An 18,908-nucleotide genomic window follows, 5' to 3' on the forward strand; every position below is an offset into this window, starting at 1 on the left:
GCTGCAGGTCACAGGTCCGAGCTGTCGGGTGCCTGTGCCCTGTCCAGCGCTCGTTGGGTGATCCGCACCTCCTCGGCTTTGCGCTCACGATCGATCACTTCGAGCGCCTGCTCATAGACGGTATCGCTCATGTTCTGGCCTATGGGAATAGCCGCCTCGGCGATCCCCAAGGTACTGGCTCCCTGCCGCACCGTCTCGGTCCAATTGGCGATATCCCGTGGTGAGGCTTGCGGCTGCCGTGCCAATTGCTCCAGGGCCTCGCGCAGCTCTTCGAGGATTTGCAACTGCTCCTGTGCCACGAGTTCATAGCCTTCCGTCTCGGGCAGGGTTTTCAGGTAATCTTTCCAGAGCGGTTGCTCCAGCAGTAGCTCGACCTGTTTGCCAGGTACACTCTCGACCGCCAGGATTTGGTCGCCCGCTTCCTGGGTCATATCCTGAGTGACATTGCTGGCCCCCCGATACAGCATCGACAGCGGTTGCCAGGGTAGTGCCAGGCGCTCGGCGAGATCGACGCGGTAAGCCAGGTAGATCTCGACTTCATCGACATGCGGCCAACGCGCATCGGCGATCTCGGCCGCTACACGCCCGGCCTCCTCAATGTCGGTCTCACTCCGATCGCGCGCGCGCGCCGCAGCGATTGCCTGCGCCCTGACATCCTCAATGCGGGAGGCCCTGAGAATATCCTGGTGGGCGGTTTCGACTTTGCAGATATCATTCAGCCGCGCCAAGCGCGAGCGCCCCAGAGCCAACTTCAGGTACGCTGCCTCCCTGACATCGCCCTCAAGTTGCCGCGCCTCATAGAGCAGCACTTCGCCGCCCAACCGGCTGAACACCTCGGTAAAACCGTCGGTGCAGGTTTCCAGGTCGCTCGTCCAATCGAACAAGGCCTGACGCAATTGGGTGTCGGCAGTCGCCGCCTCGATCATTCGCCAGACACGCCGCATCAACTGACTTCGGTATTCGCCGCGATAGTCGGCCGAGTAACGTAGCGCGGCAATCGCATCCAAAAAAGTTTCGCTCTCTGGCTCATGGGCAATCAGGTCCCACTGCGCTCTTTTGCGCTCCTGCTCTGCCACCGTGAAACTGCTGTCCAGCCAGTTTTCCACGACAGGCGTCAACCTCGGCACTTCTTGCTCGATGATGCCCGCGTCCTCCGGCAGGGTGAAACGTATAGAGGGTCGATCAATAAACTGGGAAATCGCATATCGCGTCGCCACATCGAACGGATTGCCGTAAAGCAGCACCGTTCTCATCCTGCGACTGCTCAGGCTGTAGAAGCTCCAGGGGATGGAGGTCAATCGATTGCCCTGTAGGTCCAGCAGCGCCAGATCGAGCAACTCCAGCACCCCACCCGGCCAGATGGACAATCCGGTGCGCTGCAGTTGCAGCGCCTGCAGCCTGGGCATTCCCGCGACACTGAACACTCCCAGCGGGTTGCCGTCCAGATTCAATTGCCTGAGGCGCCTCAGACCACGCAATCGCTGCCCCAGCACCTGGGTCCAGACAATCCGATTGTCATTGAGCTGCAACTTGAGCAGTTCGCTCATCCCGCTAATGCTTGATGGCAACCGTGTCAGCCGCCCGCCCGTGATGCGCAACTCACGTAGCCCTGGAAAGCCTTTGAGAAAGGCATCGAGATCCTCCCGTTCCCGAAGTCCGACCAAGGTCAGCTTCAATGAAATTACATGATCGAAACTACCCTCTTTCAGTTCGGGCAACTTCAGCAGGCGCTCCCCCGAAAGATCCAACTCATGCCCCACCGGCTGGCCACTGTCATCAAGCAGAGGACGCGACTCTCGACGCCAGCACCTTTTAATACGATCCACTACCCGTGACTTGGACGCCTTATTGACCAGCCACCCTCCCACACCCCCACCGCCATGCTCATACTCATTGTCAATGCGCCAGTGCTCCAGCGTCAGTTTCAACCGATGGTATTCGCCATACTGCTTATTGAGTGCTTTCAGGAACGCTTTGTCATCTTGCCCCTCAGCCGACAGGAACAGGCGAACAACCTCCAGGTCCTTACCGGGATAAAGCTTGTCGACCAACAGTTGCAACTGACTCGGCGATACCGCTTGCGCACTCTGCTGCCCACCGAGCGGGTAGCCGATCCGCCCATCGCTCAAGCGCAAGGGCGACCTGAATCCAGGCTTGATGGGTTGCATGCCGAGCAACGAGCGAGCGCGCGCGCGCGGTAGCATCAGGTGGCTCACTACCGCCTGCTTGAGCAATTCCGGGCGAGTTGTGCGCGAGAACCCCAGAGCCTTGAGCTGATTTTCCGGCAGTGCATGCAATAACTTCATCTGGAGGTTACCGGGCAGCTTTTGTCCCTCGATCTCATAGCCCCTCGACTGACGTACCAACTCCAGAGGAGCCTCGGAGGAGCGTTGGCCCAGGCTGTCGACCAGGCGTCGCCCGCTCGGTGCCAACTCGGCAGGCTCGTACAGCTCGATACGCAAGGTTTTCGACCAGCCCGGCAGGTTTTCCAGTGAATGCAAGAACAACCGATCGGCATCCAGGCTGACCGATGACTCGATAAAAAAACCTTCATAGGCCCGAGCGATACGCACCTGCTGCAGATACCAGCGACTTTCTTCCGCCAGCCGCAACGGCACCTTCCCGCTTTTCAGCACCTCGATCTCATACCCCTCGGCCGCATGGGCCAATTCATCGGCGATCGCCGTCGGCAAGCTGGGGAAATCGCGTTTGAACAAGGCGACAAAGGCATTTCGGGAGCGGCTACGAAACTCGTAATAGGCCTCGAACAATGCACTGCGTTGGTTCTGCGCCTCGGTGGCAAGTCGCTTGTTCAGAGCCGTCAGTTGCTCGGCAGGGGTCAACCGTGCCTCGCCTGCCTGACGACCGAGCAACGTATCGACCTCGTTCTGGTCAAGTCCGCGCAACACCACGTTCAGCAGTTCGGCCTCGTGTATCTGCGCTTCGGTGACGGTCACCACGGGCAACAGCGCCTTATTTGCCGGGCCGTATTCCTTCAACACCTGCCCTTCCCCATTGACGAATCGCAATACCTTGGTGGGTGGCCACAAGGTCTCGAGCAGTTGTTCCTGCATACGCCAATCGACAATGCCACCATTGGTGGTACCGGTCTGGATAAATCGTTGGATATCTTCATCGACCCTGAAGCGCTCAACCGTATCGCTCAGCAGCGCGGGCCGGCTCATCTGGTCCAGGTAGACCGGGCGCAACTGATCGGCCTCCACGCCGCTGATGGTCATGATTCGATCCGCCTGCTCCGGGGAAAAATCCGCCAGATCCGGTCCCAGGCGTTGGAACAGCTTGAACGCGTCCCACTGCAACGGCTCTTCCAGCTCATGCGTCCAGGCGCCTGAGCCGTTATGACTGAACAGTGGCGAATAGGTTGGCCGGTTGGGATGCTCGGCACGATACTCATGGCTGACGCGAGTGGGCCGAAGCTGGTAGTAGTTCCCGTCCAGTGCCAGGTAGCTACTGGAGTTGTGCACGCGTAGTCCTGAGCCGTCGGGCTCGAGCCCTTCGGGCAAGACCGGTGTATGTCGATAGGGCGCCAGGTCGGCTTTCCATAACCGGGTTCCTTCGTCCGACAGTTTGACCTGCTTGAGTGTGTCAACAAAAACAGCCGCTTCGGCGTCACGGGCCAGAACCTGGAGGAAGGCTCCAAGCTCCAGATTCAATACCACGCTAAGAAAGGTCAGTACCGCCTGCTTCTTTTCGTCGTGTTGCCAATCCTCGATCCCGTCGTAGAGCTGGACCAACAACTGGGCAGCCACCACCGCTAACATCGTTTCACCAAGGCCCGGTACAAAAAACAGCAAGCTGACACCCCAATCCAGAAAGGAATGCCAACGAGCGCTACGGGTCTTCTTGTCCTCCGCATTCGTCGACACCGCCAATATCCGGGCATCATCAAGCAGTTTGTCGGTGTGCTGCACATAGAGCTCGAAAAAGGGATCTCCCGTTATCGGGGCGAGCTGGAGCTGCAAGCGCGCCTGCTCATCGGGCACACGCCGACGTACCTCGGGATTCCAGCGATTCAGGCGTTCGTTCAGGGTGGTGAAAAACACCGGCTGAGTTCGCAGATGGAGGTAGCGCCGAAAGCCGTGTTGATAACCCTGATCACCCAGCCTGCCTCTGAGGTCGTCCTCGAACGCCGCCAGGCTTGAATATTGCTTGAGCGCCTGTTCGGTATCGCCGGACAGGTATACCACACAAGGGCAAGGCTCACGGACGTTGGCGACGTCAAAACGGATCAGCAATGCGCCCTTGAGCAAAGCCCCCCGATAACCGCTGTCGGGAATACGCACATCGAGCATCTTTATCTCATGAAACTGTACGGCATGCTGGCTCCAGAGAGGGCTGGAGTCGCCGCCGACCCACTGCTTGAGCATCCGATAGGCCGAGCCGTCGATATGCCCTTTCATCACCGCGATATCGGCCTGCAGCGCCAGCTCGGAGATTTCCTTGGCCACGCACAATCGACGAAATTCATCGTCGCGTTGCCCGGAGGCGCTCTTACGCAACAGAAAAGACTCAATATGCTCTTTATATTTCCCGCCCAGATCCAAATCTCGGCATAACTTGGCAAATAGCTGGGGCGTAAACGCTTTCTTCAAGACAGCCGGACTCTTGCGAAGTATCTGCGAGCCTCGATCGAAACCAAAATAAGTGGTTTCGCTTTCCTCGAAGTTCTGTAAGGCAGCTTGTAATAGCGACTGTTGTGTAAGCTTTTGCTGATAGGGCGTGGAGAGTGTTTCTGCCGCCAGTATATGAACGTGCCTGAGCTGGTCCTGATGCACATCCAACCCTGTCCCGAACTCATCGTCCAGGGCTTGCTGCAACAGTGGCGCGGCAAAAGCCTCGGGGTTTCGCAAACCCTGTAGATAATCGGCCAGACGGGTTTTATTCGCCTGATGGCGACGCATGTTGGCCACATAGGCGCTACGGGAAGCGAAGGGCGCGGCCTTCAACCAATCCGGCAGTCGACTTGCCACCAGCGTATGATACTCCTCCCTTCCAAGGGGTGCAGCGACATCCGATGTTTCAAGAGCATAAACAACCATATCCGAAATACCTTAAATAATCCCACCCCCTTATACTAATCTTCAATCACTCGATAAAAAGTTCAAATAACCAATCGCTTAGCCTATTTTTTTATCTATATTACCCACTGATAATATATCTATTAACGCCCTCTAACAGTTCAATCGGTGAACGAGTCTTTGGCTGATCGCAGCCGCCTTTATAAAAACTCCAACAAAAAACCCCGACGCTCACGCGTCGGGGTTTTCGGTGACTGCTTCAGGCGATCAAAGCGTTGGTGAACCGCTCAATGCCAGGTCCATCAACTCACGGTTGGCGACCGCGTACATGGCGTAGTCGGTGCCGCTGGCGGCACGGATTTCCACCAGCATGGCACGCCAACGATCAGCCATGCTCGCGTTCTGCTCCAGCCACAGGGCCACCCGGGCTTCCATGTCCTCAGGCGCATCGGCCAGCTTCAGCACCGAGATGGTGATCGCCCGCTGCTGCCAATCGACATCGTCGCGGAACGCTTCGCGAGCCTGGGCCTGCCAGTTGTTGCCGACACGCAGGTCGCTGATCTGCTGGGAATACCAAGTCAGATCCAGGGCACTGCCCACCGCGAAGTAGGCCTTGGCCACTTCGGCGGCGTCGTGACCGGTGACATCGGCGGCCTCGATGATCGGCAACAGGGTGTACAGGTGCGTGGTGCCGGCCACCATACGCGCCAGCAGTTCCGGTACACCGGCCTGGACATAGGCCTGGTAGCGGATCTGCCAGACTTCCCGGGTCGGCCCTTCCAGCAGTTCGTCGAGTTTGAGGCCCAAGGCTGCCAGGTGCGGCCCGAAGTGCGCCACGTCACGGGCAGCATCTTGTTCGTTGCGACGGCTGCGTAGGAACCAGCGCGTGGCGCGACGACCCAGGCGCATCAATTCATCCATCAACTCCAGCTGGGTCTCGGCCGACACTTTGTAGTCCAACGCCTCGATCTGACGGAACCAGTGCGGAAGGTGGAAGATGTCACGCACGATGACATAGGCGCCGGCGACATTTGCCGGGCTCATGCCGGTGGACTCCTTCAGACGCTGCACGAAGGTGATGCCCATGTGGTTGACCAGGTCGTTGGCGATCTGGGTGCTGACGATTTCACGCTTGAGGCGGTGGCGACGCATCGCGTCGGCGAACTTGCTCACCAGCGTCGGCGGGAACGCAGTTTCCATGTCGCGGGTCAGGTACTCGTCGTCCGGTACCTTGGAGTCGAGCAACGCCGCCTTGAGGTCGATCTTGCTGTAGGAGATCAACACCGACAACTCGGCACGGGTCAGCCCCTGGCTGGCGGCAATACGCTCGGCCAGTTGCTCTTCCGAGGGCAGAAACTCGATGGCACGGTCCAGCTTGCCACGAGCTTCCAGATCGCTCATCAGGCGCTTGTATTCGGCGATCCGCTCGTAGGCACGACGGGCGGCCAGGGACAGGGCCTGGGTCTGCTTGTAGTTATTGCCGAGCACCAGGCTGCCGACTTCATTGGTCATGCTGCCGAGCAACTGGTTGCGCTGCTTCTCGGTCATATCGCCAGCCTGCACCACTTCGTTGAGCAGGATCTTGATATTCACTTCGTGGTCGGAACAGTCCACGCCACCGGCGTTGTCGATGAAGTCGGTGTTGGAGCCGCCGCCATTGAGGCCGAACTCGACGCGACCGAGCTGGGTCATGCCCAGGTTGCCGCCCTCGCCCACCACCTTGCAACGCAATTCGTTACCGTTCACGCGCAGTGCGTCATTGGCCTTGTCGCCGACATCGGCATGGCTTTCGCTGCTGGCTTTGACGTAGGTGCCAATACCGCCATTCCACAACAGGTCCACCGGTGCCTTGAGTAACGCATTCAACAGTTCGGTTGGGGTCAGTTTATCCGCGCTGATGTCGAAGCGCTCTTTCATCTGCGCGGAGATCGCAATGCTCTTCGCGCTACGCGAGAAGATACCGCCGCCTTCGGACATGATACGGGTGTCGTAGTCGGACCAGGCCGAACGCGGCAGATCGAACAGGCGCTGGCGCTCGGCGAAGCTGGTTGCCGGATCTGGATTCGGGTCGATGAAGATGTGCAGGTGGTTGAAGGCCGCGACCAACTTGAGCTTGTCGGACATCAACAGGCCGTTGCCGAACACGTCGCCGGCCATGTCGCCGACACCGACCACAGTGACACTGTCTTCCTGGACATTGATACCGCGCTCGCGGAAGTGACGCTGTACGCCCACCCACGCGCCCTTGGCGGTGATACCCATCTTCTTGTGGTCATAACCGGCCGAGCCGCCGGAAGCGAAGGCGTCGCCGAGCCAGAAACCGTAGTCGATGGCAATGCCGTTGGCGATATCGGAGAAGGTTGCGGTGCCCTTGTCCGCCGCCACCACCAGGTACGGATCATCGTCGTCATGGCGCACGACGTTGGCAGGCGGCACCAGGGCGCCGTCCTTGAGATTGTCGGTGATGTCCAACAGGCCGCAGATGAAGATGCGGTAGCAGGCGATCCCTTCGGCCGCGATCTCGTCACGGCTGCCGCCCAGGGGCAGGCGACGCGGCAGGAAGCCGCCTTTGGCGCCCACCGGCACGATGACCGAGTTCTTCACTTGCTGGGCTTTTACCAGGCCCAGGACTTCGGTACGGAAGTCCTCCTCGCGGTCCGACCAGCGCAGGCCACCACGAGCGACGTTACCGAAGCGCAGGTGTACACCTTCGACCCGTGGCGAATAGACGAAGATTTCAAACTTCGGCACCGGCTTGGGCAACTCGGGAATCGCGTGTGGGTTGAACTTGAAGCTGAAGTACGATTTGTTCTGGCCATTGGCATCGGCCTGATAGAAGTTGGTCCGCAGGGTCGCCTTGATCAGGTCAAGGTAACGACGCAGGATGCGGTCTTCGTTCAGCACCTGGACATCGTCCAGGGCCGTCAGGATTGCCTGTTCGAGGCGCAGTTGCTTGTCGTCGAGGTCATCGGCGCTCAGCTTGCGGGCCAGGTAGAAGCGGGTTTTGAACAGGCGCGTCAGCTCGCGGGCGATATCGGTGTGGTTGTTCAGGGTGCTGGCGATGTAACCCAAATCGAAACCCAGACGAATCTGCTTCAGGTAACGGGCGTAGGCACGCAGCAGCGCCACGTCGCGCCATGGCAGACCTGCGGTAAGTACCAGGCGGTTGAACGCATCGTTCTCGGCATCGCCACGAACGATGTGGACGAAAGCATCCTGCAGGGTGTCGTTCAGTTGCTGGATATCCAGGTCCAGGCCTTCGGCGGCGGTAAAGGCGAAGTCATGGATCCAGAACTCGCGACCGTTGCTGTGGCGCAAGCGATACGGGAACTCGCCCAGTACACGCAAACCGAGGTTTTCCAGAATGGGCAGGACGTCGGACAGTGCCAACGGAGTATCGGCATGGTAGAGCTTGCAATGCAGCTCCCGCTGGCCGGAAACCTGCCCCAGTGGCTGGTAGAAACTCATCACCAGCGGATTGGCCTCGGTCAGGCTCAGCAGGTGCTGCATGTCGACCACGGCGGAGTGCGCGGCGAAACGCTCGCGGTAACCGGCGGGAAAGCCTTTCGGGAAGTCCGACAACACGCTGGTGCCGTGGGCTTCGCCGAAGCTCTCGACCACCAGGCTGGCGTAGTCGTCCTGCCAGCTGCGGCAGGCCTGGACCACTTCTTTTTCCAGCAGGATCGGATCGATGTCCAGGCGATTCTTCGGATCGACCCGCAAAATCAGTTGCACACGGGCCAGCACGGACTCGGAGAAGAAGGTCCAGAACTCGCAGTCAGTGGCTTTCAGGCGATCCATCAGCACTTGCTGGATCTTTTGGCGCACTTCGGTGGAATAGACATCACGTGGCACATAGGCCAGGCAGTAGCAGAAACGGCCATACGGGTCCTTGCGCAGGAAAACCCGGATCTTGTTGCGTTCCTGAATCTGCACGATGGACATCACGGTGCAGAACAACTCATCCACCGGGGTCTGGAACAGGTCATCGCGCGGCAGCACTTCGAGCACCTGAGCCAGTTCCTTACCCAAGTGGGCCTTGGAATGGAAGCCGGAGCGGCGCTCGATTTCCTCGACCTTGCGGCGGATGTACGGAATCACCCGCACGCTCTCGCCGTACACCGAGGAGGTGTAGAGGCCCATGAAACGGCATTCCTTGAGCACCTTGCCGGCGCCATCGATCACTCGCACGGAAACGAAATCCGGATAGGCCGGACGATGAACGCGACTCGGGTGCGCAGCCTTGGCGAACGACAGCGGAGTCGGTTCGGCCAGGTAATTCACGGCATAGTCTTCGATGTGCAGATCGTCGGCGGTGAGGCCGGCGCGCAGTAGTTTGGTCAGGCCGAGAAAGGAGCTCTGGTCATACTCGATGTGACCACCGTTCTGGCCGTCACGGACCACGAATTCTTCGTAGCCGAGGAAGGTGAAATGGTTGCCCACCAGCCATTCCAGGAAACTCTTGATCTCGCTCTTTTCATCGGCGGCAATAGCGAACTGACTGTTCTCGATACCGTCGATCAACTGCTGGACCTTGGCCTTCATCGGCTCGAAGTCAGCGACCGCGACCCGGACTTCCGCCAGAACCTGTTCCAGTTCCTTTGACAGCACGCTCAGCTCAGCGGCATTGGCGCAGCGGTCGATCTCCAGGTACATCAGCGATTCGTGGAAAACCCCCTCGCCCTGGGTGCCTTTTGGCAGGATTTCCAGTAATTCGCCCTTGCCGCCACGGCGAACACTGAGCACGGTGGTTTGCAGGGTATGGATGCTGTAGCCGCGGCGATTGAGTTCTGTACGCACCGAATCCACCAGAAATGGCAGGTCGTGGTGCAGGACTTCGACGGCGGTGTGGGTCGACTGCCAGCCATGGCGTTCGTAATCGGGGTTGTAGACCCTGACTTGTGGCTGGGCGTGATCGAAGCGCTCCAACAGGCGCCAGGCCGACAAGGTACAGCCGGCAAGATCGGAAAGTCGACGCTGGGTCAACTCGTCCAGGGAAATGATGCCGAAGAACTGTTCAGAAAACAACGCCACTTGGGCCAGTGCCTGTTCGCTGATGTGCTGGGCCAGTGCCGCTTGCAGTTGCTGCTGGAAGTCGGCTTTGCTGGCTGCGGTGAAGAACGCCATCTGTGGTACTCCGCTAGGGCTTGTTAAGAGAGAAGCGTCGCGCGTTTTCCCCGAAAAAAAGGGCCTGTATCACTCCGTAGGGTATATCGGGGCAGCGCAGAGTGACAGGTTGATGAAGCTGGTCGCGACCCAGGGGTCACATTCACGTTCGAAGACTAGCCTCTTCGGCGGCCGCCGCCGATTTTACAGACCGCGGCCAGGGAAGAATTATCCGTTGCGAAGCTTAACGAGTGGGCGAACGCTTGTGCTTGCGACGCTGCGACATATTCGGACATTGACAGGCAGCAGAGGAGAAATCAGGCGCGATGCGCGCGCAATGCGGACATCCGCCCGTTGGAGAGGACTTTTTGATAGACACCGACATATCCGCGAACCATTTCCTTGGCGGTGAACAACTGCTCGAAGCGCAACTGCGCCCGAGCGCCCATCTCTTGAGTTCTTGGCGCATTGCCCCAGAGACGGGTCATGGCACAGGCCAGTGCCGCGGGATCTGCCGGCGGTACAACAAGGCCTGTCTCACCAGCGATATTGATATAACTAGTGCCCGTACCGATCTCGCAGGAAATCATTGCCTTACCGAACATCGCCGCCTCCAGCAGGGCGATCCCGAACGCTTCCGAGCGTAAATGGGAAGGGAAAACCATGCTGTAGCACAGTTGCAACAACGCGGCTTTATCGACATCCGCAAGCCCACCCAGAAAATGCACATGAGTCAGCCCCAAACGCTCGGCCTTGGCTTTCAGGCTGGCCTCCAGGTTGCCAACCCCGACGATGGCGATGGGGTAAGTAATCTTTGCCGCCGCCTCCAGCAAATAATCGAGCCCTTTGTAATAACAGAGCCTCCCGACAAACAGAAAAAAGCGTTCCCCCATGACCGACCGCCAGAACGCCAGCTTTTCGGGGGGAACCTGGGGATAGGTGTCTTTATCAAGTCCGATAGGAATAACTGACAACTTGTCCCGATATCTGGCCAGCACCGGACTGCTTTCAAGGTAGTTGGGTGAACTGACGACGATACGATCCACGCTGCCCAGGAACCTGTGCATCAACGGCCTATATAGACCCAACAGAAATTTCTGCCTGACGATATCCGAATGGTAACTGACAACGGTCGGCTTGCGCAGACAGGTAGCGAAATGCACCACATCGGCGAAAGGCCATGGAAAATGATAATGGACAATGTCGGCTTCACGGGCCAATTCGGAGAAATCCTTAAAAGCCGAAAGCGAAAAACCGGTGGAGGCAACCTGCAAGTCGAGTCGTGAAGCATGAGAGTAATGTCGACCGACTGCTAAACAACGCGCGGGGCCCTGTGGGCTCAAATATAAGGTTTCGGCATTCACCCCGTGTGCAAATCCGCCTTCGGAGAGCTGGAAAATAAATTGCTCGATACCGCCGCCGAGACTCACGGGGTAATAGGTCTTGAAGAAATGAAGAATTTTCATGTTCTTTATTTCCTACTTATCAGGCGGGCCGGTACCCCGACGTATACACCTGCAACTTCAAGAGACTTCGTGGCGCAGGCCCCGGCCCCCAAGGTCACGCCATTGGCAATATTCAAACCATCGATCACCGTCGACCCCGCGCCCAGGAAACACCGGCGCCCTACCTGGCCACGACCCGCAACGCATGCGCCAATAGAGACATGGGAGTACTCCCCCACTGCCACCTCGTGGTCAATAACCGCACCCGTATTGACGATACATCCCTGTCCCAGATGAGACCTCGGTCCGACATGCGCATGTTGGGCAACAAAACACCCCGCTCCCAATACCGCGCCAAACCCGATAGTAGCCGTCGGCGCGACCAGGGTCGCCAGCGGCCAGCCACGCTCGATACTCCACTGGCACAACGCCTGTCTTTTACTGTTATCCCCACTTGCCGGCATGACAGCCCAGCCGTCAGGTAATTCACCGGGCCAATCGGTCAAAACTTCAAAACCTGCAAAGCACTCATTGGGCCGAGCATACTCATCAATAAAACAGAGCTGGCCTATCCCCCCGGCGATAGCCACATCGGCAACACTACGTGCATGCCCGCCAAAACCGAGTATCAACAATCCAAGATAGTTTTCCATTACCGTCTCCCTTACTTATCTTTAGAACCAGTGACCTGCACAATTAGTTGATTAGCTGAAATTCCGACACCGGCTGACCTAGAGGCTTATGGCGCCGAAACTAACTAACAGAACTAGCCACACGGACCACCAGATATCCGATCCAGGATTTCGATATGCTCATTGGCGACATCGGCCCATGTGCGTCGTGACAACACTTCGTAAAATTTTTTCTGTATTTCTAATAATTGCTCCCGGTGGGTAAGCCCCCATTCAATACATCTCGCCATGTCTCGCCAGTCATAAGGGTCGAAAAGAGTGACCTTGTATATCTGTGGGTCTTGAATGATTTCCTCGCTCACCGCCGTTCTTGCCATCACGACAGGCGTGGAAACTGACAGCGCCTCAGTCAGGGTAAAGGGGCAGCCGCCCTCGCTGAGGCTCGGATTGACGGCCAGGTCAGCCAGTTTGTAACAAGCTGCCAGCTCTTGAATGCTCAGGCCATGCAGGCAAATGACGTCATTTTCCAGGAAATGCTCCTTGATAAACTCACGTATCTGCGGATACCCATCGATATTGCCAGTCAATAGCAGCTTATGCGTAATAAACCGTCGTCTTAATAGGTACTCGTATGCAGTCAACAGCGTCAGGACATTTTTATTTGGACGAAATTGACTTGCATAAAATATAAATTTTACCTGAGCATTGGCAAAACCCGCAGCATATGAAAAATTTGATGACTTCTTGAACGCCCTTATTAACAACTTCTCACAGTAGTTCCGTGACGCCAATTCACCATCTGAAAACCCGTGCACCGTGACCAAGGAGCTCAAGTCATTTGGCGCATGGCGGATCACGGTAATGGCCGAGGGCGCTATGGCATAGCGATCAACCAGTGTCGCCCACTTCACCGTTTCGCTATAACAGACAAGATTCGTGGCTGATCGAATGGAGGATCCGATTTGTTCAAACACCTGTAGAAATCTATTTTCACCGACGTTTGAAAATCCAACGGAAAAATCAGCCAGCACGACATCGGGTACACACATAAGACGCGGAGTGGCGATGTTATTGAACGCAGGCCAAAAGGCCGTCGGGCAATACCAGGCCCTGACCTCATCCATACGCTCGATGAGATGCTGCATTCTCTCGGCTTCGGCCCACTCAAGCCGCTTATACAGCCGCAATACAAACGCATCGCCCTTGGGCCGATTCACCATGGAATACCAGCGTGAAGCGGTTGACGTTGAGCCAATGGCCCCAAGAACTCTTTTGAGACGTCGCGCACCCGCCGTGATACCAAGGCCTATTCCCCACAGAACCGCCAAAGGGCTTAACAACAGCAGCAGCAGAAGGACAATCAGAACCTCAATGCCGATTAAAAATAACCCCCGGTATGAAAACGTACTCACCAAGCGATTCTCGACATGCTGGAGGCCACGTGATTTCAATGCCCTGAATTTATCCAACAACCAGGTTTTAAGACCTAGCGTTCTACGCCGGCCTCTCCTCGCGAGATAGGCCTCGTACAGATAAATAATCAAGGGAACCCGCTCAGGAGAAACCACTTCGAATCGATCCTGGCGTACACCCTCGCTGATAAAGAGAGACTCAAGATCGTCTTTCGACCAGTTTGGGCAAATCAACACAAAGCGGACGTCCTCACGCTCGGCTGCGCCTTTGAGAAATGCAGCCAGATGCCGACCCAATCCCTCATGCTTGAGATTGACGCCCGGCGCGTAAGCCAGATAAATGCCGAACGTTCTTATAGACATGTTCTAACCACCCGCCAGTAATCTCCTGCCAACGCCTCCAGGCCCTGTTCCAGCATCTTGCTACGATCAGGCAGACAAGTTCGAAGCGCCCGATAGGAGCGCTCCATCTCTTTGAGACCGGCCGCCATTTGCCGGGGCTCGAACGCATCCATCCAGCTCACCCCCAGTGAAAACTGCTGATCAATTTCGCGCATGGCCGGATAATCGCTGCTAAGCGCCGGCACCCCCAGGCTGGCTGCTTCGACAACACTGAAAGTACCGTTGTCAATTGCCCCCGCATGCCAAAGAAAAGCCGCATTAGCCAACAGTTGCCGGTAGTCTCGATCTGGCAATTCACCCCGAATCGTCAACTGTTTACTTAGCGGAACACTCTTCTTAACAAGTTCCGCTAGGCGCCGTGGGCGTCGCAAATCACCTTTCAACAACTTCTCCGTTTCCACTCCGACCAGAAAGCACACCAACTCCCCCTGCATCTCTTCGTAGTAGATCTTCAATGCCTTGAGGGCATTCTCATGGTTCTTGTGCATGGCCAGATTGCTTGTCCACAAAAAATACGCAGGGGCTTGTGGATCTCTCGGAAAGATGGGTGTGTCTGGGTAAAGGTCCGGCGCCAACATGGGTAGTTTGAACACCTTGTCAGGCGCAACACCGGCATATTGAAGTACATCGTTGTGGGTAAACCGAGTGGTCACCAGAACTTTCGTGGCACGCCGGGCAGCATCCAGGTAAGGCTGATCAGCACCATCGGGCAAGATACGCACATACCGCTGCAAGTAGTCATAGACCATTAAAATGGCCGGTTTGATCGGCAACAGGGGCGCGGACAGCCGGTCAGAAACAACCAACCACAGGTCACAGTCCTCAAGCGAGTGAATACCATCATCCACCGCAAGATAACGTTCACTATCGGGCTCCCAGCCCTCATGGCCGGCATAGCGCATGGCTCGACGCGCAGCATCGCGACTCAAAACCATCCATCGGAAGGGACGCACAGAGATATCCGTCGGCACATCATCGAACAGTTCAGGCGAATAGACTTCAGGACTGTCAAGATGAAGAAAAACGATATCGGCATCTTCACCGGCCTGACGGCTCCCGACACTGAGGGCTCTGGCAAGTAGAATGGCTCCCCTTAGACTGCCCCCACGATATTCAATGGGAAGGATCACCCCAATGCGCTTGCGCTTTCTGGGGCGAGACAAGGATTCACTGAGTGCTACCGCGCGTGCGGCAATGACCTTTGCGAAACCAGCACTCCAGAATTGTTTACAATATCCGGCACTCATCCGATCCAGCAGGCAGACTTGGCTCTCGCAAATACTTTTTATCAATTTCTCGTCGTTGGCGAGCAGGCGCCTGGCCTTCGTTCTAGCCTCTGCAATGGATTTGCAACGACCAGGAAGTACCAACCCACCCATTTTATCCAGCATGCCACCGGCCATGAACAACAGCGGCATACCCTGTTTTACCGCTTCGAAGGGGTGATAGTGAATATGATTAGGCTCCGTCGAATGATAAAACATCAATTTATGCTGCTTCATGTTGTATTCATGCTGTTCGCTCGAAACGAAACCGAGCACCCGGACATCGCTTACGGCGATGGGCTGTGCCCCACCCACGCTATAGTCAAACCCGGCAAAATCGCGCACAAATGTTCGATAGATATTTTCAAAATAAGGAGATGAGCCAATTCGTGGGCATACAAATAATATTTTGTTCAACATGCCCTGCCACCCTCCGACCCTGTCGATATCTTTCAATCCCATGGGTAAGAAACAGGTACGATCGGCCAGGAAGTGACACTCGTTATCGCTTAAATGCTCATAGCCCACGCCGAACCAGAAACGAGCTCCCATGGACTTGATCTTTCTGACGACCGCCTCCCCGACCTCTTCGTATAAAAGTTGGGAATAAGAGTATCCCGCGCTAAGCCCGAATACCCGGAGAATGACCGAGCCGTGGAATCTGTAGACGGTCGATTCGATTTGCTTGGGGAAAAAACCGATGATCGCGATATCGAAATGGCGATTGACGATATCCCATGCCTCGTCGCTGGGCGACGAATACCAGTCTTGCGCGTTAAGCACTGCCAACGACTCGGCCGACAACGATAAAGTTGCATCCTGGCTGAAGTCGATACTGGCGGAGAGGTTCCCTTCATCATAGGCAAAGCTTTTGGGCAGAAATATCTCAGACACCCCACAGGCACGAAGCTGTTCAATCTCAAACTTTCGCAAGGTGGTGTGATTGAGCAACCAGAGGACACGCAATGTCTTCATGATTGCCTCACACCGTTGATGATCTGGTACTCCGTGATGGCTTGCTCACAAGGCCCGTCATAAACCAGCCGCCCGTGATGGAAGACCAGGCCACGGCTGCAGATTGAACGCAGGGCACTGAAATCATGCGAAGCAAGGACCAGGATTTCCGACTGCTCGATAAGACCGGCAATGCGTTGCCTGGCCCTCGCCATAAAACTAGCATCACCCGCGCCGATGACTTCATCCAACAGCAGGATATCGCCACCGACCATGGTCGATATGGCGAATGCCAACCTGACCTGCATACCTGCCGAATAAGTCCTGATCGGATAATCGATGAACTCGCCCAAATCGGCAAAAGCAACGATCTCTGCTTCTTTTTCACGCATGAAGCCAGGCGTCAAACCCAACAATAAACCACGATAAAGAATGTTTTCCCGACCACTGGCATCGGGCTCAAACCCCAGGCTCAGGTCAAAGAGAGAACGGATTGCCCCCTCAACACTCACTGTGCCGCTGGAAACCGGATACAGCCCGGCCACTGTTTTCAGAAAGGTACTCTTGCCAGCACCGTTGTGCCCCAGCAACCCCACCCGCTCACCCTGCACGATATCGACGCTGATATTTTTCAACGCGTGGATATCCAGCACGTTTGCCCTGCTGTTTTTTTTGCTGAAAAGCCCAGTCATGAGCGTTTTCAACGAGCGCTCCTTGTACGCCACAGAGGCATAGTGAAGGTTGACGTTCTGCAGGGAAATCCTGTTCTTTTTCATAGATAAAAAATCACCTTACGCTCGACCCGTCGGCCAACGAGTAGTGCAATCAGTGCAAACAAGCACGCTGTGCCCACACTGAAGAGATAGTTATCCATTGTTGGCCACTCTCCGTTTAACAAAGGAGCTCTAATCAACTGAAGGATGTGATAGACCGGGTTATAGTCAACCAATGCGTCAAGCCCACCGCGCCTGAACATTTTCTCCTCGAAATAAACCGGCGAGATGAACCACAGCGATTGCATCACCAACCCGAGGGCATGGGGAATGTCTCGAAAACGGCTACTGATATAGGACAACAGTGTCGCCACCGGCCAGGCGATCAGGCAGAGAATGGGGTATAAGGTCAAGCTTGCCAGCCAGCACCAGCCTATATTTTGCGGCAGTACGACCGCTGCCCAACCATAGAGAGACAAACTCGCCAGCATCAATACAATGACGCTACCAATCACGGTACGCAAGGTATAGATGGCCAACGGATGATTACATTGTTTTATATAGGCATCCGCCTGCACAAAAGAAAGCGAGCCGGCCACGGTGTTAGCAGAGATAAACTCCCAAACGATAATTCCTGACAAGATATACGGTGCATAACTGACAATATTGGTATTGAACAACTTACTGAATACAAGGGCCAGTAACAAGGTCATCCCCAGCGGCTGAATGACCGACCAGGCCACCCCTAAAAATGATCGCCGCCACCTGGCTCTCAAATCGGCAAGTGCAAGGTGTACCCAAAAATAGCGGGCGTCCCAGATACGAGCAAAATAAGTACTCATCAAGCAGACCGCTCCAAGTAGCTGCGAATTTCCTCGCTCACCTGCAGCACCTGATCCTGACGTAAGGTTGGATAACTGGGTAAATTGAGACCGCGAGAACTCAGGCTCTGTGCCACTTCAAATATCTCGTCGGTTTGACAATGAGGCATGGTGTGCGCGGGTGGAAACAGTGGCCGCGTATCTATGCCACATGCCTTTAGCCAATCCCGAAGCCCCTGACACAGACAGGACTCCCGCAAAAGAATGGAGCACATCCAGTAGGAATGGCGCGTACCGGCTAATTCAGCGTGAAACGTCAGGGGTAAACCTTCCAATGCCTCACGGTACCAATGTGCAATCTGACGTTTGCGGGCAATGATGGTGTCTGCCTGTTCCAACTGCGCAAGCCCTATGGCCGCACAGATATTGGTCATGCGGTAGTTGTACGCCACTTCGTCGTGCCAATACTCGCGAGTCTTCGAAACTCCCTGATTTTTCAGGTGGCAGGCTCTCTCGTGAACATCCTCTTTCTGGCAAACGACCATTCCGCCTTCCCCCGTGGTGATGGTCTTGTTGCCGAAGAAACTGAAAGTCGCTACATCACCGAACGTGCCGACGTGACGACCTTTATAAAGAGAACCAAATGCTTCGGCGCAGTCCTCGATCAGCAATAGATTGTGCTCCCTGCACAGCGCGACGATTTCATCCATGTCACAAGCTTGACCATATAGATGAACCACCATCACGGCTTTTGTTCTTGCGTTGATACGCGCCCTGATATCGGCAACATTGATATTCCAGCTGGGTTCGGACGAGTCTGCGAACACCACACGGGCGCCTGTTTGCATGATCGTATTGATTGATGCTATGTAGGTCAGAGTCGGAGCAATGACTTCATCACCCACCCCGATCCTCAACGCAGCCATTGCCAGATGAAGCGCGACGGTGCCGTTACTGACCGTCGTTGCATGCTCCGAACCAATATAGCTGGCAAACTCGCGCTCGAAGCGCGAAATGAATTCGCCCCGTGAGGAAATCCATGTCGACTCAAGACATTGGTTAACATATTCCTTCTCACGAGCGCCTAAATAAGGCTGATAGACCGGAATCATCCAAACC

The 18,908-nt window shown here is 56.0% G+C and carries 9 protein-coding genes; all 9 read right to left on the bottom strand.

What is annotated here, in order from left to right:
- Window positions 1-8: 8 nt before the first annotated feature.
- Window positions 9-4,991: a dermonecrotic toxin domain-containing protein gene (locus tag AWM79_RS20460; RefSeq protein WP_060783653.1), complete on the bottom strand. Its 4,983-nt coding sequence runs from the start codon at window positions 4,989-4,991 to the stop codon at window positions 9-11.
- A gap of 315 nt (window positions 4,992-5,306) precedes the next feature.
- Window positions 5,307-10,166, bottom strand: coding sequence for an NAD-glutamate dehydrogenase (locus tag AWM79_RS20465; RefSeq protein WP_060783654.1), 4,860 nt, complete (start codon window positions 10,164-10,166; stop codon window positions 5,307-5,309).
- 296 nt (window positions 10,167-10,462) lie between these two features.
- Entirely contained in the window at window positions 10,463-11,611 is a 1,149-nt protein-coding gene (locus AWM79_RS20470) for a glycosyltransferase family 4 protein (RefSeq protein WP_017133565.1), read from the bottom strand.
- A gap of 5 nt (window positions 11,612-11,616) precedes the next feature.
- Entirely contained in the window at window positions 11,617-12,243 is a 627-nt protein-coding gene (locus tag AWM79_RS20475; protein WP_017133566.1) for a NeuD/PglB/VioB family sugar acetyltransferase, read from the bottom strand.
- 113 nt (window positions 12,244-12,356) lie between these two features.
- Entirely contained in the window at window positions 12,357-13,997 is a 1,641-nt protein-coding gene (locus AWM79_RS20480; protein ID WP_244159583.1) for a glycosyltransferase, read from the bottom strand.
- Window positions 13,988-16,276, bottom strand: coding sequence for a glycosyltransferase (locus AWM79_RS20485; protein ID WP_060783655.1), 2,289 nt, complete (start codon window positions 16,274-16,276; stop codon window positions 13,988-13,990). The genes AWM79_RS20480 and AWM79_RS20485 overlap by 10 nt, the downstream gene beginning before the upstream one ends.
- Window positions 16,273-17,031 (bottom strand): ABC transporter ATP-binding protein, encoded by a 759-nt coding sequence (locus AWM79_RS20490; RefSeq protein WP_017133569.1) that lies wholly within the window; start codon window positions 17,029-17,031, stop codon window positions 16,273-16,275. Before AWM79_RS20490 ends, AWM79_RS20485 begins: the two co-directional genes overlap by 4 nt.
- Window positions 17,028-17,810 (bottom strand): ABC transporter permease, encoded by a 783-nt coding sequence (locus AWM79_RS20495; protein WP_017133570.1) that lies wholly within the window; start codon window positions 17,808-17,810, stop codon window positions 17,028-17,030. Before AWM79_RS20495 ends, AWM79_RS20490 begins: the two co-directional genes overlap by 4 nt.
- Window positions 17,810-18,901 (bottom strand): DegT/DnrJ/EryC1/StrS family aminotransferase, encoded by a 1,092-nt coding sequence (locus tag AWM79_RS20500; RefSeq protein WP_060783656.1) that lies wholly within the window; start codon window positions 18,899-18,901, stop codon window positions 17,810-17,812. Before AWM79_RS20500 ends, AWM79_RS20495 begins: the two co-directional genes overlap by 1 nt.
- Window positions 18,902-18,908 lie beyond the last annotated feature (7 nt).

It is taken from the genome of Pseudomonas agarici (assembly GCF_001543125.1).
Taxonomy (GTDB): Bacteria; Pseudomonadota; Gammaproteobacteria; order Pseudomonadales; family Pseudomonadaceae; genus Aquipseudomonas; species Aquipseudomonas agarici.